We start from the raw sequence: 24,814 nt of genomic DNA, 5'->3' as shown, positions 1-24,814 counted from the left end.
GGCGTTACCGTGCCCGGATGACTGACGTTGAACCGGCACCGGAGCCCCACGAACCGTCCGCGCCGTCCCCGGTGTGGGACGCCGAGATGGCGAGTTCCTACGACACCCCTGGTGAGGGCATGTTCGCCCCCGGGGAGGTGGATCCCGCCGTGGCGGCGCTGGCCGCGCTCGCGGGTAACGGCGGGGCCCTGGAGTTCGCGGTCGGCACCGGGAGGATCGCGGTGCCCCTGGCCGCCAGGGGTGTCCCCGTCACCGGTGTCGAGCTGTCCCCGGCGATGGTCGAGCGGCTGCGCGCCAAGGCCGACGAGGCGACCATCCCGGTGGTGGTCGGTGACATGGCCACCACGCGGGTCCCCGGCGACTACGCGCTGGTGTACCTGGTCTACAACACGATCTCGAACCTGCTCACCCAGGCCGAACAGGTCGAGTGCTTCCGTAACGCCGCCCGCCACCTCGGGCCCGGCGGACGGTTCGTGGTGGAACTGGGCGTGCCCAGCCTGCGGCGGCTTCCTCCCGGCCAGGACGGCCTGGTGTTCGCCCACCGGGACGGGTACGTGGGGCTGGACACCTTCGACCTCGAACACCAGCACCTGGTCTCGCACCACATCCGGTTCGAGAAGGGCGGTGAGCCCAGCGTGATCCGGGTGAAGCAGCGGTACGTGTGGCCGTCCGAACTCGACCTCATGGCGCAGATGGCCGGCTTCGGGCTGGAGTCCCGGCACGCCGACTGGAAGGGCACCCCGTTCACCGGGGACTCCCACTCGCACGTGTCCGTCTACCGGTTGCCCGAACTGGCCTAAGGCTTCGACGACCACCCCGTCGTACTCCGGGGCGACCACGCCGGTTTGGTCGAGGAAGGGGCCTGACCTTGCCGCCGAACCGGGATGGAGTGCGGCCCTCGGATGGGGAGCCTGCGTGGAGCAGCGGATTCGGGTGCGCAGGGTTCGGGACCGGGGTGCCCCGGCCGGATCGGGACGGGATCGACCACGACCGGCGGCTCCACGAGGGGTACCGGGACCACCTGGGCTTCGACGTCGCCGCGCACACCCTGTTCGTCCGGGGCAGCTCCCGGGCCTTCCGCGAACAGGGTGCCGCGCTGCGTCGGCTCAGCGAGGAGGGGCCTGCCACCGGTACCGGGATCAGCTCACCTCGGGCCCGTGGACTCTCTGAGGGAGTTGTCCACAGCCGGGAACCACCCGCTTGTGGCCGTCGCGCCCGCCGCGCAGACTGGAAACCGGGGTGAACACGCCCCCCCCTCGCACCCTCCGAGCAGTAGGGACGGCCATGCCGGAACCCATCTTCGACACGCACGCCTGCCTCGACTCCATCGTCCTGTACACGTCCAGGGCCGAGGAGTGCCGGGACTTCTACAACGCGCTCGGTCTGGCCTTCGGGGAGGAACCCGACCCGGACGGGCCGAGCCGCTACTCCAGCAGGCTTCCCCTGGGACCCGTCCTGGAGATCCACCCGGCCCCCGACAGTCTGCGGGCCAGCGACCTCCGGCTGAGCCTGGCCCTGGACGTGACCGAGACCGACCCGCCGCTCTCCCGGGGCGAGCACCTGCTGACCGATCCCGACGGCCGCAGGGTGGCCGTCACCGTGCTGTAGTGAGCCTCATGGACACGTACGCGTGGAACCCGCTCCGCCGGGAGTGGCTGACCTCGCGCCGTTTGTACTCGCGGAAGCCGAGGTGTTCGTAGAGCCCGAGGGCGGGCGCGTTGTTGTCCTTGATGTCCTCCAGCGTGTACTCGTCGTACCCGGGCAGGGCGAGCAGGTGGTTCAGGACGGCCTTGGCGGCCCCTCGGCCACGGAAGCGCCGCGCGCTGGCGACGAAGCCGATCTCGGCGCGGCCGGGCCTGGACCTGGTGGCGCCACCCTGGAAGTGCGTCCGGAACACCCGGTCCGCGATGGTCCCCTTGACCAGGCCCAGATGCCCGCGCAGCGTGCGGGCGTCGTGGTCGATCGCCTCCTGGTCGCCCTCGGTGAGGCTGGCCAGCGCCGCGGGTCGCCCGTCGATCAGCGCCACGTGGAAGCGCTCCAGTACCAGCATGTGCTCGACGGCCTCGGTGAGCCGGGCCGGGTCCTTGGCGAAGTACGCCAGATCATCACCGAACCCCTCGACGAACACCTCCGCGATCGCCCTCCGGTACGCCTCGCCCAGCTCGTCGCCGCGCCTGACCTCGATCACCACCGGTTCCCCGGTTCCGTCAACCATCGTTTCCCTCCTTGAGGAGCAGACCCATCACCGTGGACGTACTCGGCAGCACACACCGCTCACCCAGGGCGGACCGCATCGTCACCAGACCGTCCAGCAGGGCGAGGTAGCAGGTCGCCAGCTCGGCGGCGGGGCCGCGGCGCAGCGCGCCGCCGGACTGCCCGCGCTCCACCAGTTCCACGGTCGCGGCGAGCAGTTCCGTGTTCCGGGTGACCAGCGCGAGTACGGCGGGCGTCCCTCCCTCCGGGGAGTTGCCCTGTGTGAACGCCTGGTGCATGAGCTGGAAGAACTCGACGAAGTCCCCGGTTCCGGCCAGGTCCGACAGGAACTCCTCCGTGAACGCCCGCAGGGACTCCACGGGGTCCCCCGGCCCCCGGAACAGCGCCACGACCTCCCCCATCCCGGCGGCGGCCTCGGTGACGAGGTCCTCGAACAGTTCCTCCTTGGTGGTGAAGTGACGGTAGATGGAGCCGGTACTGATGCCCGCCTCCTCCGCGATCCGCCGCATGTTCACCGCCGCGAACCCCTGACGCGCGAACAGCCGAACGGCGGCGGAGCGCACCCGTTCGCGGGTGGCGGCGCGCATCGCCTCGTGCTGTTCCGGACTCCGTGGCATCGAACCTCCGATTTTTGAATGAACACATGTTCATTCTACACCGGGGCGCACCCGGCCCCGTCCTCCGTGCCCGCCGACGATCGCGCGGATACGATCGGCCTCCACCGCACCAGCCACGACCAGGGGAGACACATGACCAGGACGATCCGACGCGCCGTGATCCCCGCGGCCGGTATGGGATCGCGGCTGCTGCCGCTCACCAAGGCCACCCCCAAGGAGATGCTCCCGGTCGGTGACAAGCCGGTCATCGAGCACACCGTCCGCGAACTCGTCTCCTCCGGCATCACCGACATCACGATCGTCGTCTCCGGCGGCAAGTCCCTCATCCAGGACCACTTCCGCCCCGACCCGGCCCTGGTCGCACGCCTGCGCGGCGACGGCAAGCAGGAGTACGCCGACGCCGTGGAGGAGGTCGCGGAGCTGGCCCGCCTGGGGCACATCACCTACCTGGACCAGCACGGCCCCTACGGCAACGGCACCCCGGTCCTGAACGCCTACCGGGACGCCCGCGACGAACCGACGCTCGTCCTGTGGCCCGACGACGTCTTCGTCGCGGACGTCCCCCGCGCCCAGCAGCTCGTGAGTGCCCACGAGCGCACCGGCCACCCCGTTCTCGCCCTCATGCCCATGGACCGCGAGGAGTCCCGCCGCTACGGGGTGCCCCGGGTGGCGGAGGACCTCTCCGAGGGGCTCCTGCGCATCTCGGGGCTGGTCGAGAAGCCCAAGCCCGAGGACGCGCCCTCCGCCTACGCCGCCATCGGGGGCTACGTGGTCACGCCCGACATCGTCGACCAGCTGCGCGCCCAGACCGAACGCTGGTACACCCACCGCACCGGCGAGATCTACCTGACCGACGCCATCAACGCCCACGCCGCCGACCACCCGGTCTTCGGGCAGGTCATCCAGGGGCGCTGGTACGACACCGGCAACCCCGCCGACTACCTGGTCGCCCAGTTCGCCTCCGCCCTGGCCCACCCCGAGTACGGCCCGCTCCTGCGCCGCCTGGCCTCCGACCCCGGAACCCCGTCCGGACGACCGGAAGCGGACACCGTCGGGTGACCGGGCCCCCGCCTGACGGCGGGCCCCTAGGATCGTCGGAGGCCATGACCACCCGTCGCGCCCGCGCGAAACCACCCCCAGGAGGCCAGCGGTGCCGGAATCCCACCGGAACGACCTGTCGGGACACGCGGACGCCGCGGTCCAGGCCCGGAGCGTCGGCAGCGTCCACTTCGGGGAGCCCCGGCCGCCCGCACCGCCCCACCAGGCACCCTCCGCCGACCGCAGGTTCACCAACCGGGTGGACGACCTCGTCCGGCTGGACGCCCTCGCCGCCGAGGTCCGGCGGGACCGCCGGGGCGCGCTGGCCCTGCTCCTGGGGGAGTCCGGGATCGGCAAGAGCGTCACCCTCGCCGAGGTCGGCGCCCGCCTGTCGGACCGTTTCGAGGACGGGGTCCTGTACCGGGACCTCGACACCTGGCGCGACCGTGAGGGCAACCTCGACCTCACCGGAGTCCTGCGCGGCCTCCTCCAGGACCTCCACGTGCGGGACGTGGGCGCGGAGACCGACGTCAACGTCCTCATCGGCCGTCTGCGAGGGGTGACCGCGGGAAGGCACCTCCTGCTGCTCCTGGACGGCGCCGCCAGCGACACCGAGATCGACCACTTCCCGCTCGGGTCGGGGCCGCACCTGGTCGTGGCCGCCTGCGAGGAGGGTTTCGCCGGAGCCGCCGGGCGGATCGCCCGGGGCGCGGAGGCCCTCACCCTGCGCTCCCTGCCCGAGGCCGACTCACTCAGCCTGTTCCGCTCGTTCCACGCGGTCGACCGACGCATGTCCGACCGCGTGGAGTACGAGGCCGCCACCCGACTCGTGCGACTCTGCGGCGGACTGCCCTCGGCCATCCGCATGGCCGCCGGGCACGTGGACGCCCAGGGCCTGAGCATCAGCGCGCTGGTCGACGCCGTGGTCGCCCGTCAGCGGTCCACGGTCCCGCCGCTGGCGGGTGTGGACGCCGTCATCGACGTGGCCCTGTCCGGACTGGGCGCGGACGACCTGGAGTTCCTGAAGTTCCTGTCCGCCTATCCGGGCCGATCCTTCCCCGCCGAACTGGGTCACGCGGCGGCGGGGGAACGGGCCCCTGAGGTCATGGGCAGGCTCACCGACGCCAGCCTGCTCCACCCGGAGACCGGCGCCGGGAGGGGGATCGTCGAACTCGTCCGCGACCGGGTGCGCGAGGGCTCCACGGAGCGCTGGAGGTTGAATGCCGCCGCCGTCCTGCGGTTCTTCACCGTCACCCACCACCTGGCGGACCGGGCCAGCCTCGGCGAACGCCATCGCCTGACCAACGCGCTGGACACCGCCGAACTGACCGTCGCGCCCGCCGACCACCGGCTGCCCTTCGGCCGCAGGAGCGAGGCCGCCGACTGGCAGGACCGGAACCTGGCACACGTCCCCGACCTCATGCGGCTGGCCCACGAACTCGACAACCCCGTCGCCGTCCTGGTCCTGGCCGACGCCGTGTGGCCCGCCTGCCACGGCAGACGCCGCCTGGAGATCGGCACGCGCGTCTACGGACACGCCCTGGACGTGGCCCGCCAGACCGGACAGCGGAGCGCCGTCGCGCGCTGCGCCGTCTACCTGGCCCGCGTCCACGCCGAGCTGGGCCAGGGTGAACGCGCCGCCGCCCTGGTGGCGGAGGCGGCCCGGGCGGCGGAGGGGTCGGAGCCGGACCAGGCCGTGGTGCTGGAGACCCAGGGACTCCTCCGGGGCCGCTTTCCCGAACTGGAGGGGCGGGCCGGTCCGGGGTCGGAACGGAGCCCGGAGGAACTGCTCACCCGGTCCCGGGACATCCACCGGCGCGCGGGTCGTCCGCGCGGTGACGCCCTCCAGACGTATCAGCTGGGAGAGCAGGCCCGGCGCGGGGGAGACGCGACCCTGGCGGAGACGGAGCTGCGGGAGGCCGAGCGGATCGCCGACCACCGGCTGGCCGTGCTCTCCCGCGACGGGGGAGGACGCGAGACGGACTGGGCGATCCACGACTGGGAGCTGCTGCGTGCCCGGGTGCGACTGGCACGGGCCCGCGCACTGACCGACCTGAACCGCCTCGACGAGGCCGAGGTCGGGGCCGACGCGGCCAGGATCGTCTTCGAGGAACTGGCCGAACCGGTCAAGCAGGTCCAGGCGGCGCGGGCCCTGGCCGCTGTCGCAGAGCGGCGGGGAGAGAGCTCCCGGGCCCGCGCGCGGCTCGCCTGGGCACTGAAGATCACCGAGTACTACCACCTCGACGGCGTCGCCCAGCGGATCTCCGAGGACCTCCGGGGCCTCACCGCGCCGGAGGACTGACCCGCACCGACCGGCTGCCCCGTCGCCCGGCTGACCCGCCCGCGCCGGTCAGCCCGGGGCCACCTCAACATCCCCTAAAAAGCCCAGTTCCCGCGGGGGGGGGGTACGCCCTCAGGTGCAGGGTGCGCCCGCCCAGGCGGACCTGGACGCGGTGGTGCCAGCGGTGCCACGGCAGGCCCTCGCGGGCCCAGCCCACGGCGGCGGCCGCGACGACCGACGCGTCGACCCACGGACGGACGCCGTCCGCGTGGCGCACCCGCATCGCGGCGCCGGAACGGTGCATCAGCAGCACGGACCCCTCACCGAGCGCGGCGACGGCCAGCAGGGTCTTCGGGTAGGTGTCGACCCGCTCCTTCAGCCAGGCCACCGCCTCCTCCTCCGTGCGGCCCCGGCGGTTCGACCACGCGTCGGCCGAGCCCCAGCGCGGCATCACCGCGTCCTCGGCGTCCACCACCAGCGGGCGCACGGCCGACCTGCCCGGCCGCGGCAGGGGAGCCCCGGCGGGGTAGCGGCGCAGACACACCTCGGCCCCGCCGGTGGCGGGTTCCGCAACGTCCGGTGAGGGACGGTCCACCCGGAGGTCCACGCGCCAGGCCGTGACGTCGTCGGGGGAGTCGGGCAGGTCCGGCAGGGGCCGGTAGTACGCGGTCCGCTCCGGTTCGGGCAGGTCGAGCAGGGAGTACAGGAGCGACCGCAGCCGGGGAGCGGACTCGGCGCGGTGCTCCATGAGCAGGTCGGAGACCGGGGGCACCGGCATCCGCACGACGTCCTCCACCTGGTCCGCCACGCCCGCCGGGGTCAGCCTCGGCAGCGCCGCGCCGAACTCCAGCAGCGGGGAGCGCGGGTCCAGGTCGCCGGTGGAGAACGCGGCGAGCAGCACCGGCCGTCCCAGGGCCGCGGCGTAGTAGGTCACCGATCCCACGTCACCGACGACCAGGTCGGCGGCGACGAGCGCGGCCCGCCACCCCTCGGCCGGGGGGACCAGCACCAGCCCGGCCTCGATCTCGTCGGCGAACCACAGCTCCAGCTGGGCCCGGCCGTGCTGACTCCACACGTTGGGATGCGCGACCAGCGCCACCCGGTACTCGTCGCAGGGGAGTTCGGCGAGCAGTCGGCGCACGACCTCTCGCCGCGCACCCAGCAGCGACCCCCGGTTCCAGGTGGAGGAGACCACCACGAGCCGACGTCCGTCCAGGTGCAGGGCGGCCCGGTAGCGTTCGCGGCGCCCCAGGGCGGCGAGCATCCGGTCGAAGGCCGGGTCCCCGACGACCGCGCCGCGCCCTTCGGCCTCGGGGCACGACTCGTGCAGGCGGTCCTCCTGCTCCCGGTGGGCCAGCACGAACCGTTCGGCGATCAGCCGTCCCTCGTGTACGAGTTCGGACGCGTCCAGTCCGGAGGCGTTCGACAGTGATCCGGGGCCGTCCCCCACGCGGCGGTTGTGTCCGGCACCGTGCGGCATGAGCACCAGGGGTGCCTTGATCCGGTGCAGGTCGCCCTTGGCGCTGGCGGCCAGGGCCAGGTCGAACCGGTCCGACCCCGCGACCGCCTCGTCCCAGGGCAGCAGGTCGACCCCGGCGGCGCGGAGCAGGGGTTCGATCCCCGCCTGGGACGCCGAACCGGGGGTGACCGTGAAGGTCACGCCCACCCGGTCGTCACCGAACAACCCGACCACGTCCAACAGGCGTCCGGCCGCCGGGACGCTGCGCACGACCGCCAGGACCTCGCGGTCGGGGGTGACGGTCGCCCACACGTCGGTTGGGTGCTTCATGCCAGGTTCTCTAGTCGTCGCGCCCGGATGATCCCGGTTCGGCAGGTCAGCCTACGGGAACCGCGTCCCGGCCCCGAAACCCGACCGTCGCCGCGAGTAGTCTGCGCGCATGCTGCTGCTCATCAACGGTCCCTTCGGCGGCGGGAAGACCACCACCGCCGAACTGCTGGTCGAACGGGTGCCCCACAGCCGTCTCCTGGACCCCGAGGAGATCGGCTTCATGCTCCGCCACCTGCTGCCCGACCACCCCGGAGACTTCCAGGACCTGCCGCCCTGGCGCGCCCTGTTCGCCACCGTCGCCGCCCAGGTGCACGCCTTCACCGGCCAGACCCTCGTCGCCCCGATGAGCGTCCTCCGCCGGGAGTACGCGGAGGAGATCCTCCGCGGCCTGTACGCCGAGGGACTGGAGGTCCGCCGGGTCCTGCTGCGTCCCGACCGCGCCACCCTGGCCGCACGCATCGCGGCCCACGACGTCGCCCCGGGCCACCCCGAGGTCAACGAGGACGCCCGGGCCTTCCGGCGGTCCAGGGTCGACCCGTTCTACCAGGCCGAACAGGAGTGGTTGGGCACGTGGGCGGACCTGGCCGTCGACAACACCGATCTCACCCCGGCCCAGGTGTGCGTCCGGGTGCTGCGGCGGTTCCCCGAACTCACCCCGAACCGGACCTGAGCCGCCCGGTACCCCCGGAGAACCGGCCGACCACGACGTCGACCACCAGGAAGGCCAGCAGCGAAACCCCCAGAACGGGCAGGGCCAGACCGACCCCGGCGCAGCCCAGAACGACCGCGGCCCTCAGGGGCAGGGACAGCGCCAGGAAGGAGCCGCGCGGGTACGGGCGCCCCAGCGCCCAGGCACCGCCGCGCGTCGGCCTGCGCTGCCACCACATGCGGTAGCCCAGGGCGATCACCCAGATCAGCCCGCCGCAGACCGCCGTGAGGACGAGCTGGTTGGGCACGCCGAACAGCAGCCCCATGTGGGCGTCCACACCCCAGCGGCTGAGTTTGGCCATGAGCGGGTGGTCCTCGAAGCGGACGACGTCCACGACCTCACCGGTGTCCTGGGCGACGGCGACCGAGTCCGCCTGGGTCGGCCAGGAGCGTTCGAGCTGGGTGACCACGTAGGGGGAGGTGTGGTCGGCGGGCAGGTCGACGGTGACCCGCCCGTCGAGCCCGGCCTCCCGGGCGCTGGCCAGGACCGCGTCCGGGCCGACGTCCACCCCGGGGCTGGCTGAGGGGACCTGGGTGGAGACCGCCGGAGTGGTCCAGGACATCCGCTCACGCAGATCGGAGACGTTCGACCCCGCGTACTGGGACCAGGTCAACCCGGTGGCGGACAGGAACAGCAGAGCCAGGAGGACCCACGCCCCCGCGGTGGCGTGCAGGGAGACCGAGCGCGTCCGCCCCGCCCGCTGGCGACCGCGTCGGCGCCGGGCGACCCACAGCGCCAGGCCGCCCAGGGCGACCACCCCCAGCCAGCTCGCGGCGAGTTCGCTGTACAGCCGACCGACGTCACCCAGGTGCAGCTCCCGGTGGAGCAGGTCGATCCAGGTGCGCACCGGCAGCGCGCCGCTGGTCCCGTAGCTCTCGGACACCCCCAGGACCTCGCCCGCGTGGGGGTCGACGAACACCGTCGTGCGCGCCCCGGTACCGCTCTCGGCCAGGTCCATCAGCACCCACGTGGAGTCCTCGGGGGCAGTGGCCGGGCGCACCGAGTGCACGGCGGCGTCGGGCACCTCCGCCCGGGCGATCCGCACCTGTTCGGCCAGGGGCAGGGACCCCTCGGCGGCGGGGACCCTCAGCTGGTCGGCGTAGAGCGCCTGTTCGACCTGGGGCGTCCACACGTACAGCAGCCCGGAGACCGTCGCCACCAGGAGGAAGGGCGCCACCAGCACACCCGCGTAGAAGTGCAGCCGCATCACCAGCGGCCTGAGCTGGTTCCACACGCCCGGCCCGGGCGGGGGCGCCCCGTCCTCGGTCACGGGCTTCGTGCTCGCCGGTTCCATGGGTCTCCTCCGCCGTCGCCGTTCCGGTCGACAGTGACGTCGTTCGGAGGGCCCCGGGAGTTCCCGCGACATCCGCATCATTCGGGGGACTCCGGGCCCGGCCGACCGCCCCCGCGGCCGTCGGGCGGCCCGGTCGGAGGGCGCCCGGAGTCATCCGGCCAGGTGGGCGCGCAGGGCGTCCGCGGTCGCCCCCTTCCCTGCGGCGGCCATCCGCGCGGGCGTCCCCTCGAACACCACACGGCCGCCCTCGTGTCCGGCGCCGGGGCCGAGGTCCACCACGTGGTCGGCGGCGGCCACCACGTCCATCCGGTGTTCGACGACCACCACCGTCGCCCCCGCGTCCACCATCCGGTCGAACAGGGCGACGAGCCCGGCCACGTCGCCGCCGTGCAGACCGGTGGTGGGTTCGTCCAGCACGTACAGCCGCGCGGGCTCCGCCAGCTCACGGGCCAGCCGGAGGCGCTGGCGCTCCCCGCCGGAGAGCGTGTCCAGGGACTGCCCCAGCCTCAGGTAGCCCAGCCCGACCCGCTCCATCCGGTCCAGCGACTCCGCGACCGGCCCCTCGAAGACCTCCCGGGCGCGTGCCGCCGTCAGCGCCAGCACGTCCGCGATGGTGCGGCCGTCCAGGGTGTACGACAGCGCCCGGTCGTTGAACCGCAGCCCTCGGCAGTGCTCGCACACCGTCTCGACGTCGTCGAGGAAGGCGAGGTCGGTGACGATCACCCCGCGCCCCCGGCAGGTCGGGCAGGCGCCGGTGGAGTTGGCGCTGAACCAGCCGGATGCCACCCCGTTGGCCCGGGCGAACAGTGTGCGCAGGGTGTCCTGGATCCCCAGGTAGGTCGCGGGAGTGGACCGGGGGCCGCCGTGCAGCGATCCCTGGGTGAGCACCACCGCGTCCGGGCGTACCCGGGGCAGCTCCCCGTGGACGAGTGAGCTCTTGCCCGACCCCGCCACCCCGGTCACCGCCGTCAGTACTCCGGTGGGGACGGACACGTCGATCCCGCGCAGGTTGTGCAGACGGGCGTCGCGGACCTCCACCGATCCGACCGGGGTACGGGTACGGGACCGCACCGAGCGGGGCTGGCGCAGGTAGCGGCCGGTGGGGGTGGGCGCGCGGCGCAGCCCCTCCACCGAGCCCTCGTAGACGACGCGGCCGCCCTCGTGTCCGGCGCCGGGGCCGAGGTCCACCACGTGGTCGGCGGCCGCGATCACGTCCGGGTCGTGTTCCACCACCAGCACCGTGTTGCCCTTGTCTCGTAGGCGGCGCAGCAGGGCGGTGAGCCGGTGCACGTCGGCGGGGTGCAGCCCGGAGCTGGGTTCGTCCAGCACGTAGGTCAGGCCGGTCAGCGCGCCGCCCAGGTGCCGGACGAGTCGCACCCGCTGGGCCTCGCCGCCGGACAGGGTGGCCGAGTGCCGGTCCAGGCTGAGGTATCCAAGTCCGACCTCCTCCAGCCCGCGCAGGCGCTCCAGCAGGGCCGAGGTCACCGGGGCCACGCGCGGGTCGTGGATGGCGGCGATCACCGGGCCGAGCCGGGAGACCGGCAGGGCGGCCAGTTCGGCGATGTTGTGCCGACCGATCCGGCAGGCCAGCGCGGCCCGGTTCAGCCGTGCGCCCCCGCACTCGGGGCAGGGGCCGCGCCACACCACCCGTTCCAGTTCGTCGCGGTCCCGCGGGTTGACAGACTCCGCGTCCAGCAGGCTGCGGGTGATGCGGGGGACCACCCCCTCGAACACCCCGGTGACCGGGAACTCCGGGTCCGGGTCGGTGAGCCTGAGCCCCTCGGCGTGCAACAACAGGTCGCGTTCCCTGGCGGTGTAGCGGCCCACCGGCTTCTCGCGGTCGAACAGCCCGGCGTGCACGTAGCGCTTCCACCGCCAGGTTCCCGGCGCGAAGGTGCGCAGCCGGATGGCACCCTCGTCCAGTGAGAGGGAGTCGTCCAGGAGGGCGTCGGCGTCGATGCGCCGCAGGGTGCCCAGACCCTGGCAGTCCGGGCACATGCCGCTGGGGTCGTTGAACGAGAAGGCGGGTGAGTAGCCCGCCCAGGGCCGGCCGATCCGGGAGAACAGCAGTCGCAGGAGCGGTGCGAGGTCGGTGGCGGTGCCCAGGGTCGAGCGCGCGTTCCCGCCGAACCGCCTCTGGTCCACGGCGAGCGTCACGGTGAGGTTCTCCAACCGGTCCGCGTCGGGCACGCCCAGGTGGGCCATCCGGCTGCGGGTGAAACTGTCGTGGGCCTCGTTGAGCTGGCGCTGGGACTCGGCGGCGATGGTGCCGTACACCAGGGACGACTTGCCCGACCCCGACACTCCGGTGAAGACGACGAGTCGTTCCCTGGGCAGGGTCAGGTCCACCCCGCGCAGGTTGTTCTCACGGGCCCCGGTCACGGTGATGCCTGGTGTGGATGTGGTGCTCATGGCGGTCACACTAGATCGGATTGTGGCCAGAAACCGGCCACAACTGCCTGGTGGTCGGGGAGAATGCTGGTATGGCCGACACCAGTCAGCGCATGCTGCGCCTGCTCTCCCTGCTCCAGAACGGACGGGCCTGGTCCGCCGCCGCCCTCACCGAGGCGCTGGGCACCAGCCCCCGGTCCATGCGGCGCGACATCGACCGCCTGCGCGAGCTCGGCTACCCGGTGGAGAGCCTGCGCGGTCCCGGCGGCCACTACCGGCTGGTGGCGGGCAACGCCGTGCCACCGCTGATGTTCGAGGACGACGAGGTGGTCACCGTGGCACTGGGGCTGCGGATGGTCGCGGGCGGGCTCAGCGGCGTCCAGGGCGCGGAGGAGGGCGCGGAGCGGGCCCTGGGCAAGATCGAACGGGTGCTCCCCTCGCGTCTGTCCCGCAGGGCCAGCACCCTGGCGTCGGCGGTGGAACCCGGGCGGAGCGTGTGGCCCGGAGCGTCGGTCGACGTGCTCACCGGGCTGAGTGAGGCGGTCGCCGCGGGACACCGGATCCGGATGAGCCACCGGGGTCGCGACGGGCGGGAACTCCGCCGCCACGTGGACCCCTACCGGCTGGTCCTGCTGCGACGGCGCTGGTACCTGTTCGCCTGGGACCGCGACCGAGGGGACTGGCGCTCCTTCCGGCTGGACCGCATCACCGACATCACCCCGACCCGCGCCGCGTTCACCCCCAGGGCGCTCCCCGCCGAGGACCTGGCCGCGCACCTGGAGGAGGGGTTCGGTCCGGGCCGGGAGCGGCACTCCGTCACGGTTCTCTTCCACGCCTCGGCGGCGGAGGTGGCCGCCCGTCTCACCCGGGTGGACGGCTCGCTGGAGGCGGTCGGCCCCGACCGCTGCCGGTACGTGGCCCTCGTGGACTCCTACGAGTGGATCGTCATCGTGCTGGCCCTGGCCGGTCTGGACTTCACCCTGGAGGCGCCGGAGGAGTTCGTCGCGCGCACCGCCGAGCTCGCCACCCGGCTCGGGCGGGCGGTGCCACCCGAGGCCCGGGGGCCGCTCACGGCGCGGGCGGGAGCAGGTGGAGGGTCGAGACGCGGTGCCGGTCCACGGCCGCGCGGGAGTAGAGCAGCGGGAAGTGACGGCCCCGAGCCCACAGGTCGGTGAGGTCGTCATGGTGGGGGCTGCGCGGGTCACCGGACTGGCCGGGGGCGTTGACCGCCACGGACCCGTCCCAGGCGCCCACGTCCACCACGATCCGGAAGGACGCGCCGTGGTACTGGCGGCCGGAGGAGTCCGCCGCGGTCAGGTCCACGGTGTCCGCGCTGCCCGGACGCGCGACACGCCGTCCCCGGGCCCACAGCGGAGGGTCCGGAAGCGCGGCGAGGGGGTGGTCCAGCCGGGCGAAGTGGTGCTCTCCCCAGTGCCAGGCCGGACCGGGGGGACCGAGCCGCCCGGTCAGGTCCCGGTGGGCCGCCCCCAAGGAGCGCGCCACCAGCGCGCGTCCCCGCTCACTGAGGACCGCCTCCGCCAGCAGGCGCATGGTCACGCGCGGGTCCGCAGCCCGGTCCGCATCGGGGGTGAGGGCCGCCACCGCCGCCTCGACGCGGTCGGGGGCGACCAGCTCCAGCAGGCGCTCACGCAGCAGTGCGGGACGCAGACGGTGCGCGAACCAGTGCTCGAACAGGGTGGGCTGGGGCAGGTCGACCGCCATGGTCCCGTCCCAGCCGCCGGCCCTCAGCAGTCCCAGGGCCCGCGCGGTCCCCGGGTCGGTGTCCGGTAGTGCGTCGAGCACCCCCAGGGCGGCGCGCGCGACCGGGCTCAGGTGGTCTCCCTGGAGGCGGCAGGCGTCCTCGACGGACCAGTCGGCGCGTGCGGACAGCTCCGCCGCGATGCGTTCGTGACGCAGCGGGGCCGCCCAGTCCCGGGTCACGGTGAACGGGTCCCAGTCCGGGGCCCGGTGCGTGTTGTACTCGTTGGCGGAGGCGAACCACCCCTGTTCGGGCCGGTGCACGGCGGGCAGGCCGGTGTGGAAGCCCGCCCACTCGTGGCTTCCGTCACCGGGTACGGGCAGCGAGCCGTCCCAGTTCGGGCGTACGGGGACCCGGCCCGCCGCGATCCAGCCGATCCCCTCCGCGTCGGCGTACACCTGGTTCTCACCGGGCGCGCCCCACACCCGCAGGGCGTCGCGGAAGTCCCGGCTGTTCCGGGCCCGCATGTACTGGACGCTGCCCAGGTAGGGCGCCATACCGGGACCCAGCCAGGCGGCGCGTACGGCGAAGGCGGCGTTCCGCTCGGGGTCGGAGCGTACAAGCGGTCCGTGCACGGTGAACTCCAGCCGCACCTCGCGGTCGGGGCCGCCCCGCACCGGGACGCGCTCGGTGACCGTATCCAGCTCCCGCCAGCCGCCGCGGTGCCGGTACCGGCCGGGGTCGTCCGGGTGGAGTTCGTAGACGTACAGGTCCTCCTGGTCGATCGGGAAGATGGTGAGACCGAAGGCGACGTGTCCGTTGTGTCCGATGGACACCCCGGGCAGGGCGGGCTCGCCCGCACCGATCACGTCGAACTCCGGGCAGGTCAGGTGGGTGACGTAGCGCAGTGCCGGGGCGCCGACCGCCCGGTGGGGGTCGTTGGCCAGGATCGGGCGGCCGGTGGCGGTGCGCTCGGCGCCGATCACCCAGTTGTTGCTGCCGTCGGGTTCGAGGGGGGCGGTGGACGGCGCGGCGCCCGACAGGTCCAGGGGCGCGCAGGCCAGCCGGTACACGTCCAGGACCCCGGGGTGGAGGACGTCCAGGTCCAGGCCCGCGGGTACGCGCAGGGGCCCTTCGGGTTCGCGGACCGCGCGCAGGTCCTCGGCTCCGGGGCCGAAGTCGCGGAGGGTGAGGGCGCGGGCGAGCTCCTTCTCCACGTTGGCGTAGAGGCCGTGGGAGCGGATCCGGGCCAGGTCCTCGGGAGCCCAGCGGTCGGGGGTGAACCCGAGCTCGGCGAACTCCGGTCCGAGCAGCGCGGGCTCGCGTTCGGTGAGGGCGACGTAGGCGTTGATTCCCGAGGTGAAGAGCTCGGCGGTCCTGCGCACGCCCTCGCCGTAGGCGGCCCACTCGGCCTCCATGTCACCCCGGTAGAGGAAGAGCCGGGCCGCGCGGTCGCGTTCCAAGTACCCGTCGCCCAGGACCTCGGAGAGCAGGCCGAGGCCGCGGCGCCGCCACAGGTCGAGCTGGAACAGCCGGTCCCGGGCGGCGGTGAAGCCTTGGGCGACGAACGCGTCGTCGGCGCTGGCCGCGCGCACGTGGGGGACGCCCCACCGGTCGCACACCACCTCGACCGGTGAGGCGAGCCCGTCGACGACGTGGGTGTGTTCCATGCGGACCTCTCGGTGCGGGGCGTGGGCGGGGCGCCGGAGGCGCGGGTGGTTCGTACCCTTCGTTGGCCTTTGTCACCGCGCGGAGCGGGAAGGTTTCCCTTCACGGCGGAGTCGGGGGACCCGCCGTGGGCGAGGGGCGGCGCCCGGACGCGGGTGTGGCCGTGCTCACGCGGGGGAGCGGGCCGGGTTCTCCGGGTTACCCGAAGCTCATTACCGACTGGTAGGTTCGCGTGGTTACCCATCGGTAGAAAGGAGGGGAGAGCCGTGCACGAGGGCGCCCTGAACCGGCTCAGACCCGTACCCCACAGCCGGTTCCGGCTCTTCGTCCTCCACCACGCGGGCGGCTCCCACCTGGGCTACCGGGGCTGGGTCCGCCACTTCCCCGAGGACTGGGAGATCTGCCTCCTGGACGCGCCCGGACGCGTCCGCAGCGCCCAAGAGCCGCCCCTGCGCGACGCCGACGCCCTGGCCGAGCGCATGCACGAGGTAATCCGCCCCGAGCTCGACCGGCCCTTCGGCCTCTTCGGCCACAGCATGGGCGCACTGGTCGCCTACGAACTCACCCTCCGCCTGACCGACGCCGGGACCCCGCCGGTCTGGCTCGGTGCCTCCGCGTGGAGCCCCTCGCCCGGACCCGAACGCGCCGAACCCCGTCACCTGGTCTCCGCCGACCGCCTACGCGAGACCATCGCCCGCATGGGCGGCACCCCCCGGCGGGCCCTGGACGACCCCGACCTGTGGTCCTTCGTCGAACCCCTGGTCCGCGCCGACCTGCAACTGGTCGACACCTGGAGCCCCGACCCCCGGACCCCGCCCCTGCGGGTCCCGCTCTCGGTCTTCGGCGGCGCGCGGGACCAGGGCATGACACCCGAACGCCTCGCGGGCTGGTCCGACCACGTCGAGGGCGGCTTCGCCCACCACACCCTGCCCGGCGACCACTTCTACTTCACCGGTCGCACCGTGGACGTGGTCACCCGCATCACCCAGGACGTGGAGCCCCTCCTGGGGTGAGGCCCGGCTCCGCCGGTCCGGGCACGGCGCGGGCGCCCCGTGCCCGGACGCGTCAGCCCTGCGAACGGGTGCCGACCGCGAACAGGTAGCCGGGGCCGTCGGCGGACAGCGCCACCGGGTCACCCAGGCGAACCCGCACCGCGCCGTCGCTCTCCACGACCTCCAGCCCCGCCGCGTCCAGATCGCCGGGGGCGGCGACCCGTTCCCCGTGCGGCCCGTCGGTCAGGTGCACCAGCACCACCTGGTCGCCCAGCGTCCGCAGGAACGTCATGTGGTGCTCGCCCGCGTCGAGCCAGCGCAACCCGCCCTCCTGGAGCGCGGGGAGGTTCCGGTGCAGAGTGAGCAGGCGCCGATGGGAGTCCAGGACCCGCCGGTCCCAGTCCTGGGGGCGGTGCCAGGGCATCGTGCGGCGGGAGTTCTCCCCGTCGCGCCCCTCCAGCCCGATCTCGTCCCCCGCGAACACGAACGGCACACCCGGTAGCGCCGCCTGTGCCGCCACGCCGACCGCCTGCCGGAGCGGGTCGCCCACCACGGTGCGGAACCGGGCGGAGTCGTGAGTGCTCAGCGCGTTGACGCTGTGGGTGCGCACCCGCCAGGGCAGCCCCGCGTTGGTGGCCCGTATCGCCCGCACCGCCTCGACCGCCCCGCTGCTGGGCAGCGGCGCCGACGTGTGCGTGGCCGCGTACCGGACCCCCTTCGGCCCGGTGTTCAGCCAGGCCCACACCGGCCGCGTGAACCCGGCGTAGTTCATCACCCCGTGCCAGCCGTCGTGGCGGGTGTCGGGTCCCGCGTCGTAGAAGTGCTCGGCCAGCAGCCAGGCCCGCGGGGCGGCCTCGCGCATCCGTGCGGCGATCTCGCCGGACACCTCGTGGTTGACGTCCTGGCTCCCCAGGCGCCCGGTCATGTTGGCCACGTCGATCCGCCAGCCGTCCAGGCCCTCCTCGCCGCCCAGCCGGTTCACCAGGACGGAGTCGTCGGCACCGTAGACGCGCTCGCGCAGGGCGGCCGAGGAGTAGTCGAGCTTGGGCAGCGAACGCACGCCCAGCCAGCTCACGTAGCTCTCGGGGTGCTCCTCGAAGTAGTAGTACCCGGCCTCCTCCGAGTCCGGGTCGGTCCGGGCGGCCAGGAACCACTCGTGCTCGTCACCGGTGTGGTTGGTGGTGAGGTCGCCCATCACCCGCATGCCGCGCGCGTGCGCCTCGCGGGTCAACGCGAGCAGCGCCTCGTCGCCGCCGAGCAGCGGATCCACGCGGTCGAAGCTGGAGGCGTCGTAGCGGTGGGTGGAGCGGGCCGGGAAGAACGGGGTCAGGTACAGCACCCGGGCTCCGATCTCCTCCAGGTGGTCCAGGTGGCGGCGGACCCCCTCCAGGGTGCCGCCGTAGTACTCGCCGGGCGCGGCCGGGCCGAACCCCGAGGGTTCGTCGTCCCAGGCGCGCGGCACCGCCCACTCCGGGTGCTCGGCGAGGGGTTCCACGGAGTCGTCGTCACGCGCGAAGCGGTCCGGGAAGACCTGGTAGACGGTGGTCCCCGGGACCCAGGAGGGCGGGTTGGGCGCGTTCACCAGCCGGAAGTCGGCGTCGTCGGTGACCTCGTGGTCGTGTGCGCCCTCCTGGTTGAGCCAGGTGTAGCGGCGGTCGCGCACGATCGCGAAACGGTAGGGGGTCGCCACGGGCTGGAGGGGGATCTCCACCGCGAACCAGCCCACCCCGTTCGCGGTGCCCTCCGGTTCCGCCTCGACCAGCCCCGCCTCGCCGTCCTCCACCACGTACGCGTACACGGCGTCGGCGCCGCCGGGCACCCGGACCCGAAGCCGAGCCCGGTCGCCGTCGAGGGTGACGTAGTCGGGGGACCCGTCGTGGTGGGGGTCGTGGCTGAAGAGCATGTGGGACTCCAGGTGCCGGAGGGAAAGTGCACGTCACATGATGGCAAGAAAACGTCGCGAATGCGAAAGTTTTTGCGCACTGTTCTTGCAGGGTGGCGGTGTCGCGCATCCCTCGCGGCCCCAGGCCCCTTCCCCCGTCGCGGTTTCCGTCGCGGGGGCAGTCTCTTGCTCCGCACCCCTGTCCCGCCGGATTCTTCCGGGTTACCGTTGGTATATGAGCCTTGAGCTGCCAACCGAACGACTCCTGATCAGGGAGTGGGAGCTGGGCGATGCCGACGCGGCCCTCCAGATCTACGGGGCCGAGGAGGTCGCGCACTGGCTGACACCGGAATGGCACCCGGTGACCGACATCAGCGCGATGCGCTCCGTGCTCCACGCGTGGATCGAGGCGGGACCGAACCTGATCCCACCCGCCGGGCGCTGGGCCATCGTCAACGAGAAGGACGGACAACTGGTGGGAGGGCTGTCCCTTAAGCTCCTCCCGCCCTTCGAGGAGGACTTCGAACTCTCCTGGGTGCTGCGTCCGGACGTGTGGGGGCGGGGCTACGCCACCGAGGCGAGCCGGGCCATCATCGACTGGGCGTTCAGCCAGGGGATCGAGGAGGTGTTCGCGGTCGCGCGCCCCCACAACGAGCGGGCGATCGCCGTGGCTCGCCGACTCGGGATGGAATGGGTCGGCGAGACCGAGAAGTACTACGACATGCGCCTCCAGGTGTTCCGCATGCGCCCCGGTTGATCCGGGACCCCACGGCCGCCCGTGCGAACGGACGGCCACACGGGCGCGGCCCAGCGAAGGACTCCTCCGCTGGGCCGCGCCCGTGTCCGGATCAGGACAGGAGCTGGCTGATCCGCTCGACCTCCTCCTCGGACAGCCGCACCGCGGCCGCCGCCGTGTTCTCCTCCAGGTGGGACACCCGCGAGGTGCCCGGGATCGGCAGCATCACGGGGGAGCGGTGCAGCAGCCAGGACAGGGCGAGCTGGACCGGGCTCACCCGGTGCTGGGCGGCGATCCCGGCCAGAGGGGAGTCGGTCGCCGCCATCTCGCCCCGGCCGACCGGCGCCCACGGCAGGAAGGCGATCCCGTCCTTCTCGCACTGCTCCAGGACGTCCTCGGACTGGCGGAAGGACGGCGCGTACTGGTTCTGCACCGAGGCGATCGGGGTGATCGCGCGGGCCGCCGACAGTTCGTCCACGCTCACCTCGCTCAGCCCGATGTGCCGGACCTTGCCCTCCCTCTGGAGGTCGGTGAGCACACCGAGCTGGTCGGCCAACGGCACCTCGGGGTCGATCCGGTGCAGCTGCATCAGGTCGATGCGCTCCACCCCCAGGTTGCGCAGGCTCAGCTCCACCTGCTGCCTCAGGTACTCGGGGCGCCCCAGTCGATGCCACTCCGAGGGGCCGGTGCGCACGAAGCCGGCCTTGGTGCCGATGACCAGGTCGTCCGCGTACGGGTAGAGCGCCTCGCGGATCAGCCGCTCACTGATCTGGGGGCCGTAGGAGTCGGCGGTGTCGATGAAGTTCACCCCGAGCTCGGCGGTCCGGCGCAGGACGGCCAGGACCTCGTCCCGGTCGCGGGGCGGTCCCCACACCCCCTCGCCGACGATCCTCATGGCGCCGAACCCCAGGCGGTGGACGGGCAGGTCTCCTCCGAGGAGGAGGGTGCCCGCCTGTTCTGCGACGGGGGGTGTGGTGTGTGCGTCGGTCACGGTCTTCCTTCCACTGCGGCACGACGGCCGGGTTCGTGCCATGGTGCCAGGTCGGCGCGGGTGCGGCTCGTGTCCGCCGCCCCGTGTCGCCCTGGCCGGGGACCGCAGGATTCCAGGTGGCGCGGGGGCGCGCAAGGAGTTCGGGGCCCGGGTGCGGGTCAGCGGAAGGCGTCGAGGTGGTCGTCGACCCACCGGGCGTAGGTGCGCCCGGGGCGGCCCATGACCCGCTCGTAGTCCGGGGACACGCAGTCGCCGGGGGCGGCGTCTCCGTCCCCGTCCGGTTCCCACAGCAGCCAGTCGCAGATCTCCGGCGGGACGCCCCGCACGAGCCACAGGTCGCGGGCCTCGGCCAGGGTCAGTTCCACGAAGGCCACCTCCCGCCCCAGGGCCCCGGCGATCACGGCGGTGCGCCCGGCCGGGGTGACCGGCTCGGGGCCGGTGATCTCGTAGGCGTGGCTGTGGTGGCCGTCCTCCAGCAGCGCGGCCGCCGCCACGTCCGCCATGTCGGCCTCGTGCACGGGAGCCCCGGGCTCGTCTCCCCTCGGAGCGCGCACCACCCCCTCGGTGCGGATGGAGTCGGGGAGGGAGTCGAGGTCGTTCACCATGAACTCGCCCCCGCGCAGGTGGGTCCACTCCAGGCCGGAGCGCTCCACCGCCTCCTCCACGGGGCGGTGGTGCAGGTGACCGTGGTTGTGCTCGGTGTCGGCGTCGGGGTCGGTCTGGACCGAGGCGGAGGACATCAGGACGATCCTGCGCACCCCGGCCCGGCGGATGCGGTCCACGACCTCCTCGGCGGTCTCGGGGTGCGGGTAGAGCATGACCGCGTCCACACCGTCGAAGACTCCGTCCAGGGTCGCGGGGCGTTCCAGGTCGCCCGCGACGGGGTCGACGCCCTCGGGGAAGACCCGGCTGGCGGGGTCGCGGCTGAGCGCGCGGACGGCGGCGCCGCGTTCGAGGAGTCTCGGGACCACCAGGGAGCCGACGGTTCCGCTGGCTCCGGTCACCAGGATGCGCATGGCGGGGGTTCCTCTCCAGGAGGCGATGGGAACTCCACCAATCATAATGGGACATTCATGTCCCATAAAAGGGATCCGGGTTCTCTTTTTGGTGCGGGCGGTAGGTTGGCGCCATGACGAGCACGGAGAACCCGAGGACGGGGGTGCGGGCCCGGACGCGGGGGGCGATCCTGCGCGCCGCCGCCACCGTCCTGGCCCATGACCGCAACGCCCCGCTCTCGGAGGTGGCCGAGGCGGCGCGCGTGGGTCGCAGCACCCTGCACCGCTACTTCCCCGACCGCGACGTGCTGCTGGCCGCCACCTACGCGGAGGCGCTGTCGGAGATCGGACGGGTCATGGACGAGGCGCGCGTGGGCGAGGGGTCGGCCCTGGACGCCATGCGACGCGTGGTCGCCGCCCACGTGGAGGTGGGCGACTGGGTGGTCTTCGCCTTCGGTGACACCGCCAACGAGGTCTTCGACGACAACCCCGACCCCGCCGACCCCGAGCCCGAGGTCCTGACGGGCCTGGTCCGGAGGGGGCAGACGGAGGGTGTCTTCGACCCGGACGCCGATCCGGCCTGGGCGGTCCAGGTCCTGTGGGCGCTGGTCTTCACCGGGCTGGAGCGGGCCGGGCGCGGGCAGATGCCCCGGCACGCGGTGGCCCCGGCGGTCGTGCGCACCCTGGAGCGGGGGATCGGCGTCGGGGCGTGATCAGCGGCCGTGTCGCCCGGAAGTGGCCGTGTGTGCCTGGAGGACCGGTGCGGCCAGGGCCACGCGGTGCCCTCCGCAGCGGCAGCGCTGGTAGATGACCACGCCCTCGCTGGTCGGGTGGGAGGAGTCGGTGGTCCACTGGTGTTCGTGCTCGGTCATGACCCCCAGTCTGGTGTAATGGCATTATGCATCTCAACCCTTACGGCCAGGGTCCGCTCACCCTGGCCGTGGACCTGACCAACCGGCCCTGCTCCGGCACCGCCGACCTGGAACGGCGCTGTGCCGAGGTGGGCTTCCTCCTCGAACGCGCGGTGGGGGAGGACGACCTCTCCGAGGTCCGCGACTTCCTGACCGGATGGGCCGCCGTCGTCGACAGCGCGGACCCGCCCACCCGCGCCGAACGCCTCAACACCCTGCTCACCGAGTACTCCGGCCCACCGAGGCTCACCGACCACGCGGGCACCGGCTGGCACCTGCACTACCGCCCCGACGACCTGCCCGCCCACCGGCAGATCGCCTCCCTCATCGCCGTCGGCACCGCCCTGCACCTGACCGGCCGGGGCATGCACCGCCTCGGCCGTTGCGCGGCCCGGGGGTGCGCCCACGTGTACGCCGACTTCTCCCGCAACGGCCGACAGCGGTACTGCTCCCCCGCCTGCGGCAACCGCGACGCCGTCCGGCGCCACCGAGCCCGCACAGCCGAGGAGGTCGAGGGGGCCGACGCCGGGCTCTGAGCCTGCTGCCGCGGGGGTCGCCCGTGCCGCCTCACCAGCCCGGATGTGAGACTGGTGCGATGGAAGAAGGTCTCCCGCGTTTCGACGCGAGCAGCCAGCGGGCGCTCGCTGAGCTGCTCGTCCGCTTGGAGGAGGGCGAACACCCGTCCACGGACGACGTCACCGACCTCCTGGGGCCCGTGGGCGGCGCACTGGTCGAGCGGGTCAGGAGCCTGTCCTCGCGCCTCACGCGCCTCCGGCGGCGCGAGGGGGAACTCTCCGCGCTGATCGCCAGCACACGCGACCTCGTCGAGGTCCGGGACGTGGAGCCGCTGCTCAGGCGGCTGGTCGACCGCGCGCACGACCTCGTCGGGACGGACGTCACCTACCTGTCCGTCCACGACAGGGACACCGACGAACTCTTCGTCCGGGCCAGCCGGGGCACCGTCTCCCCGCGCTTCCCGGGCCTGCGCGTCCCGGCCGGAGCCGGGATCGCCAGCCGCGTGGTGCGGACCAACACCCCCCAGTGGACCTCCGACTACGGCGTTCGGGACGACTTCGACCGCGACCCCGGAATCGACGCCGCCATCGCCGAGGAACAGCTGCGCTCCCTCGTCGGGGTACCGATGTCCGCGAACGGAGAGATCCTCGGGGTCCTCTTCGCCGCCGACCGCGCCTCGCGTCCCTTCGCCCGTGAGGAGATCGCCCTGCTGTCCGCCTTCGCCGACCAGGCGGCGGTCATCCTGCACACGGCCCGCCTCTTCGCCGCCGCCACGGAGGCGGCGGACCGGGCCGAACGCCACTCCGAGGCGATGGCCGCCGCGGCCCGCGTGCACGAGCGGCTGACCGCCCTGGTCCTGTCCGGCCACGGCCCACACGAGGTGGCCCTGACCCTGGCCGAGTCCCTGGGCCGCCCCGTCGCCGTCGCTGACCGCGACCACCGCACGGTCACCCGCACCTCGGAGGAGGCCGCCGCGTGGTGGCCGGGCGGCCGACTCGCCCCGGCCACCGCGAAGGCCCTCGCCCGCAGCCGCGAGTCCGGTCACTGCGCCCCGGTGGAGGGCCCGGGTCCGGACGTGGTGGTCGCCGTCTCCGCCGGGGCCGAACTGCTGGGCGTACTGCTCGTGGGGCGGGGCGACGGCAACCTGAGCGACGTCGAGCGCCGCACCATCGAACGCTCCGGGCAGATCCTCGCCCTCCTCACGATGCAGAGCGAGGCGGTCACCCACGCGGAGGAACGGGTGCGCGGGGAGCTCGCCCTCGACCTGTTCTCCGGCACCGCGGACACCGACACCCTCCGGCGGAGGGCCTCGGCGCGCGGCATCGTCCTCGACCAGCCCTGGACCGTGGTCGTCGTTCCCGTCCCCGACCGCCACCGGCACGCCCCGCACCGGGCCCTGGCCGTCCACGAAGGGTGGATGGCCGCGGCTCAGGGGGAGGGCGTGAGCGTGCTCGTCCCCGGCCGGGACCCGACCGCCGCCGCCGAACGGGTCGCCCAGCGGGTCGGGGCGGCCACGGAGTCACCCGTCCTGGCGGTGGGCTCCCCCGTCGGTTCCCTCTCCGACCTGCCCGCCGTCCTCACCGAGGCCTGGGAGTGCGCCGCGTTCCTGCCCGCCCTGGGCGTGCGCCACGGAGCCTTCGAGGTGGACGACTACGCGCCCTACCTGGCGATGTTCGGTACCGACGGCGGCCGTGCGCTCTCCTTCGTCGACCGCGTGATCGGCCCCGTCGTGGCCTGGGACGCCCGGCACCACACCGACCTCACCGGAACCATCACGGCGCTCGCCGGAAGCGGCGGGAGCGTGACCCGCGCCGCGCGTGCCCTGTACGTCCACCCCAACACCGTCAAACAGCGGCTGGAGCGGGTGGCCTCGCTGCTGGGTGAGGACTGGCGGTCCGCCGACTCCATGTTCCGGGTGACCGTGGCCACCCGCCTCCACCTGCTCCGACAGGGCGGGAAAGTGACAGGTTGACCGCCGGTTTCCTGTCCGTTTCGGACATGTCGCCGGGGTGAACGGCGCTGCTTGGATGGACCAATCCTCAGTGACGTACCCCACATCGGGGGCGCCCTTCCCTCAGGAGTGAATCCACA

The 24,814-nt window shown here is 73.3% G+C and carries 21 protein-coding genes; 11 read left to right on the top strand and 10 right to left on the bottom strand.

Features of this window, described 5'->3' with window-relative positions:
• Positions 1-86: 86 nt before the first annotated feature.
• Both AC0VYM_RS17375 and AC0VYM_RS17370 read left to right on the top strand, forming a co-directional pair.
• Positions 87-800 carry a class I SAM-dependent methyltransferase gene (locus AC0VYM_RS17375; RefSeq protein ID WP_475463077.1) on the top strand — a complete coding sequence of 238 codons (714 nt, stop codon included), beginning with the start codon at positions 87-89 and terminating at the stop codon, positions 798-800.
• Positions 801-1,284: 484 nt separating this feature from the next.
• Entirely contained in the window at positions 1,285-1,608 is a 324-nt protein-coding gene (locus AC0VYM_RS17370) for a hypothetical protein (protein ID WP_475453403.1), read from the top strand.
• On the opposite strand, the gene AC0VYM_RS17365 is transcribed toward AC0VYM_RS17370, so the two are convergent.
• Both AC0VYM_RS17365 and AC0VYM_RS17360 read right to left on the bottom strand, forming a co-directional pair.
• Entirely contained in the window at positions 1,595-2,215 is a 621-nt protein-coding gene (locus AC0VYM_RS17365) for a GNAT family N-acetyltransferase (protein WP_475453401.1), read from the bottom strand. The two genes, AC0VYM_RS17370 and AC0VYM_RS17365, sit on opposite strands and share 14 nt — an antisense overlap.
• Positions 2,208-2,831, bottom strand: a complete 624-nt coding sequence (locus tag AC0VYM_RS17360) for a TetR/AcrR family transcriptional regulator (RefSeq protein WP_475453399.1) — start codon at positions 2,829-2,831, stop codon at positions 2,208-2,210. The genes AC0VYM_RS17365 and AC0VYM_RS17360 overlap by 8 nt, the downstream gene beginning before the upstream one ends.
• 132 nt (positions 2,832-2,963) lie before the next feature.
• Between AC0VYM_RS17360 and AC0VYM_RS17355 the strand changes: the two genes are divergently transcribed.
• Together AC0VYM_RS17355 and AC0VYM_RS17350 are read left to right on the top strand one after the other, a co-directional pair.
• Complete coding sequence (locus AC0VYM_RS17355) at positions 2,964-3,890, top strand: UTP--glucose-1-phosphate uridylyltransferase (RefSeq protein ID WP_475453397.1); 927 nt, start codon at positions 2,964-2,966, stop codon at positions 3,888-3,890.
• A gap of 91 nt (positions 3,891-3,981) precedes the next feature.
• Positions 3,982-6,171 carry an NB-ARC domain-containing protein gene (locus tag AC0VYM_RS17350; protein ID WP_475453395.1) on the top strand — a complete coding sequence of 730 codons (2,190 nt, stop codon included), beginning with the start codon at positions 3,982-3,984 and terminating at the stop codon, positions 6,169-6,171.
• Between the two features lie 64 nt (positions 6,172-6,235).
• Here AC0VYM_RS17350 and AC0VYM_RS17345 read toward each other — a convergent pair whose 3' ends face one another.
• The gene (locus AC0VYM_RS17345) at positions 6,236-7,939 is read right to left on the bottom strand and encodes a translation initiation factor IF-2 (protein WP_475453392.1); all 1,704 of its coding nucleotides are present in this window, start codon (positions 7,937-7,939) and stop codon (positions 6,236-6,238) included.
• 109 nt (positions 7,940-8,048) lie between these two features.
• Between AC0VYM_RS17345 and AC0VYM_RS17340 the strand changes: the two genes are divergently transcribed.
• The gene (locus AC0VYM_RS17340; protein WP_475453390.1) at positions 8,049-8,609 is read left to right on the top strand and encodes an AAA family ATPase; all 561 of its coding nucleotides are present in this window, start codon (positions 8,049-8,051) and stop codon (positions 8,607-8,609) included.
• Here the strand turns inward: AC0VYM_RS17340 and AC0VYM_RS17335 are convergent.
• Entirely contained in the window at positions 8,590-9,942 is a 1,353-nt protein-coding gene (locus AC0VYM_RS17335) for a PepSY-associated TM helix domain-containing protein (RefSeq protein WP_475453388.1), read from the bottom strand. The two genes, AC0VYM_RS17340 and AC0VYM_RS17335, sit on opposite strands and share 20 nt — an antisense overlap.
• A 150-nt stretch (positions 9,943-10,092) precedes the next feature.
• On the bottom strand, positions 10,093-12,354 hold the full coding sequence (locus AC0VYM_RS17330; RefSeq protein ID WP_475453386.1) for an ATP-binding cassette domain-containing protein: 2,262 nt from the start codon (positions 12,352-12,354) through the stop codon (positions 10,093-10,095).
• Between the two features lie 71 nt (positions 12,355-12,425).
• On the opposite strand from AC0VYM_RS17330, the gene AC0VYM_RS17325 reads away from it, so the two are divergent.
• A complete protein-coding gene (locus AC0VYM_RS17325; protein WP_475453384.1) occupies positions 12,426-13,508 on the top strand; it encodes a helix-turn-helix transcriptional regulator in 1,083 nt (360 codons plus the stop codon).
• Here the strand turns inward: AC0VYM_RS17325 and AC0VYM_RS17320 are convergent.
• The gene (locus AC0VYM_RS17320; protein ID WP_475453382.1) at positions 13,402-15,702 is read right to left on the bottom strand and encodes a penicillin acylase family protein; all 2,301 of its coding nucleotides are present in this window, start codon (positions 15,700-15,702) and stop codon (positions 13,402-13,404) included. The two genes, AC0VYM_RS17325 and AC0VYM_RS17320, sit on opposite strands and share 107 nt — an antisense overlap.
• 264 nt (positions 15,703-15,966) lie before the next feature.
• On the opposite strand from AC0VYM_RS17320, the gene AC0VYM_RS17315 reads away from it, so the two are divergent.
• Positions 15,967-16,713: a thioesterase II family protein gene (locus AC0VYM_RS17315; protein ID WP_475453379.1), complete on the top strand. Its 747-nt coding sequence runs from the start codon at positions 15,967-15,969 to the stop codon at positions 16,711-16,713.
• A 52-nt stretch (positions 16,714-16,765) separates the two neighbouring features.
• Here AC0VYM_RS17315 and AC0VYM_RS17310 read toward each other — a convergent pair whose 3' ends face one another.
• The gene (locus AC0VYM_RS17310; protein WP_475453377.1) at positions 16,766-18,595 is read right to left on the bottom strand and encodes a glycoside hydrolase family 13 protein; all 1,830 of its coding nucleotides are present in this window, start codon (positions 18,593-18,595) and stop codon (positions 16,766-16,768) included.
• A gap of 214 nt (positions 18,596-18,809) precedes the next feature.
• On the opposite strand from AC0VYM_RS17310, the gene AC0VYM_RS17305 reads away from it, so the two are divergent.
• Positions 18,810-19,331 carry a GNAT family N-acetyltransferase gene (locus AC0VYM_RS17305; protein WP_475453375.1) on the top strand — a complete coding sequence of 174 codons (522 nt, stop codon included), beginning with the start codon at positions 18,810-18,812 and terminating at the stop codon, positions 19,329-19,331.
• A gap of 91 nt (positions 19,332-19,422) precedes the next feature.
• On the opposite strand, the gene AC0VYM_RS17300 is transcribed toward AC0VYM_RS17305, so the two are convergent.
• On the bottom strand, positions 19,423-20,301 hold the full coding sequence (locus AC0VYM_RS17300) for an aldo/keto reductase (RefSeq protein WP_475453373.1): 879 nt from the start codon (positions 20,299-20,301) through the stop codon (positions 19,423-19,425).
• Between the two features lie 158 nt (positions 20,302-20,459).
• Entirely contained in the window at positions 20,460-21,317 is an 858-nt protein-coding gene (locus AC0VYM_RS17295) for an NAD(P)H-binding protein (protein WP_475453371.1), read from the bottom strand.
• 113 nt (positions 21,318-21,430) lie between these two features.
• Between AC0VYM_RS17295 and AC0VYM_RS17290 the strand changes: the two genes are divergently transcribed.
• Positions 21,431-22,009 (top strand): TetR/AcrR family transcriptional regulator, encoded by a 579-nt coding sequence (locus tag AC0VYM_RS17290; RefSeq protein WP_475453369.1) that lies wholly within the window; start codon positions 21,431-21,433, stop codon positions 22,007-22,009.
• Here AC0VYM_RS17290 and AC0VYM_RS17285 read toward each other — a convergent pair whose 3' ends face one another.
• Positions 22,010-22,168: a hypothetical protein gene (locus AC0VYM_RS17285; protein WP_475453367.1), complete on the bottom strand. Its 159-nt coding sequence runs from the start codon at positions 22,166-22,168 to the stop codon at positions 22,010-22,012.
• Between the two features lie 26 nt (positions 22,169-22,194).
• Between AC0VYM_RS17285 and AC0VYM_RS17280 the strand changes: the two genes are divergently transcribed.
• Entirely contained in the window at positions 22,195-22,743 is a 549-nt protein-coding gene (locus tag AC0VYM_RS17280; protein WP_475453365.1) for a CGNR zinc finger domain-containing protein, read from the top strand.
• A 59-nt stretch (positions 22,744-22,802) separates the two neighbouring features.
• Positions 22,803-24,695 (top strand): helix-turn-helix domain-containing protein, encoded by a 1,893-nt coding sequence (locus AC0VYM_RS17275; protein ID WP_475453363.1) that lies wholly within the window; start codon positions 22,803-22,805, stop codon positions 24,693-24,695.
• Positions 24,696-24,814: the final 119 nt, after the last annotated feature.

This window comes from Nocardiopsis sp. iso_237, assembly GCF_056173345.1.
Note: the sequence above shows the minus strand (reverse complement) of the source record. Positions and strands in the feature narration are given on the sequence as shown.

Excerpts from the sequence above, each read along its gene's own strand:
- AC0VYM_RS17285 (WP_475453367.1), bottom strand. The coding sequence starts at position 22,168 with ATGACCGAGCACGAACACCAGTGGACCACCGACTCCTCCCACCCGACC.
- AC0VYM_RS17340 (WP_475453390.1), top strand. The coding sequence starts at position 8,049 with ATGCTGCTGCTCATCAACGGTCCCTTCGGCGGCGGGAAGACCACCACC.
- AC0VYM_RS17310 (WP_475453377.1), bottom strand. The coding sequence starts at position 18,595 with ATGCTCTTCAGCCACGACCCCCACCACGACGGGTCCCCCGACTACGTC.
- AC0VYM_RS17335 (WP_475453388.1), bottom strand. The coding sequence starts at position 9,942 with ATGGAACCGGCGAGCACGAAGCCCGTGACCGAGGACGGGGCGCCCCCG.
- AC0VYM_RS17370 (WP_475453403.1), top strand. The coding sequence starts at position 1,285 with ATGCCGGAACCCATCTTCGACACGCACGCCTGCCTCGACTCCATCGTC.
- AC0VYM_RS17305 (WP_475453375.1), top strand. The coding sequence starts at position 18,810 with ATGAGCCTTGAGCTGCCAACCGAACGACTCCTGATCAGGGAGTGGGAG.
- AC0VYM_RS17375 (WP_475463077.1), top strand. The coding sequence starts at position 87 with ATGGCGAGTTCCTACGACACCCCTGGTGAGGGCATGTTCGCCCCCGGG.
- AC0VYM_RS17355 (WP_475453397.1), top strand. The coding sequence starts at position 2,964 with ATGACCAGGACGATCCGACGCGCCGTGATCCCCGCGGCCGGTATGGGA.
- AC0VYM_RS17295 (WP_475453371.1), bottom strand. The coding sequence starts at position 21,317 with ATGCGCATCCTGGTGACCGGAGCCAGCGGAACCGTCGGCTCCCTGGTG.
- AC0VYM_RS17280 (WP_475453365.1), top strand. The coding sequence starts at position 22,195 with ATGCATCTCAACCCTTACGGCCAGGGTCCGCTCACCCTGGCCGTGGAC.
- AC0VYM_RS17325 (WP_475453384.1), top strand. The coding sequence starts at position 12,426 with ATGGCCGACACCAGTCAGCGCATGCTGCGCCTGCTCTCCCTGCTCCAG.
- AC0VYM_RS17360 (WP_475453399.1), bottom strand. The coding sequence starts at position 2,831 with ATGCCACGGAGTCCGGAACAGCACGAGGCGATGCGCGCCGCCACCCGC.
- AC0VYM_RS17330 (WP_475453386.1), bottom strand. The coding sequence starts at position 12,354 with ATGAGCACCACATCCACACCAGGCATCACCGTGACCGGGGCCCGTGAG.
- AC0VYM_RS17320 (WP_475453382.1), bottom strand. The coding sequence starts at position 15,702 with ATGGAACACACCCACGTCGTCGACGGGCTCGCCTCACCGGTCGAGGTG.
- AC0VYM_RS17345 (WP_475453392.1), bottom strand. The coding sequence starts at position 7,939 with ATGAAGCACCCAACCGACGTGTGGGCGACCGTCACCCCCGACCGCGAG.
- AC0VYM_RS17365 (WP_475453401.1), bottom strand. The coding sequence starts at position 2,215 with ATGGTTGACGGAACCGGGGAACCGGTGGTGATCGAGGTCAGGCGCGGC.
- AC0VYM_RS17290 (WP_475453369.1), top strand. The coding sequence starts at position 21,431 with ATGACGAGCACGGAGAACCCGAGGACGGGGGTGCGGGCCCGGACGCGG.
- AC0VYM_RS17275 (WP_475453363.1), top strand. The coding sequence starts at position 22,803 with ATGGAAGAAGGTCTCCCGCGTTTCGACGCGAGCAGCCAGCGGGCGCTC.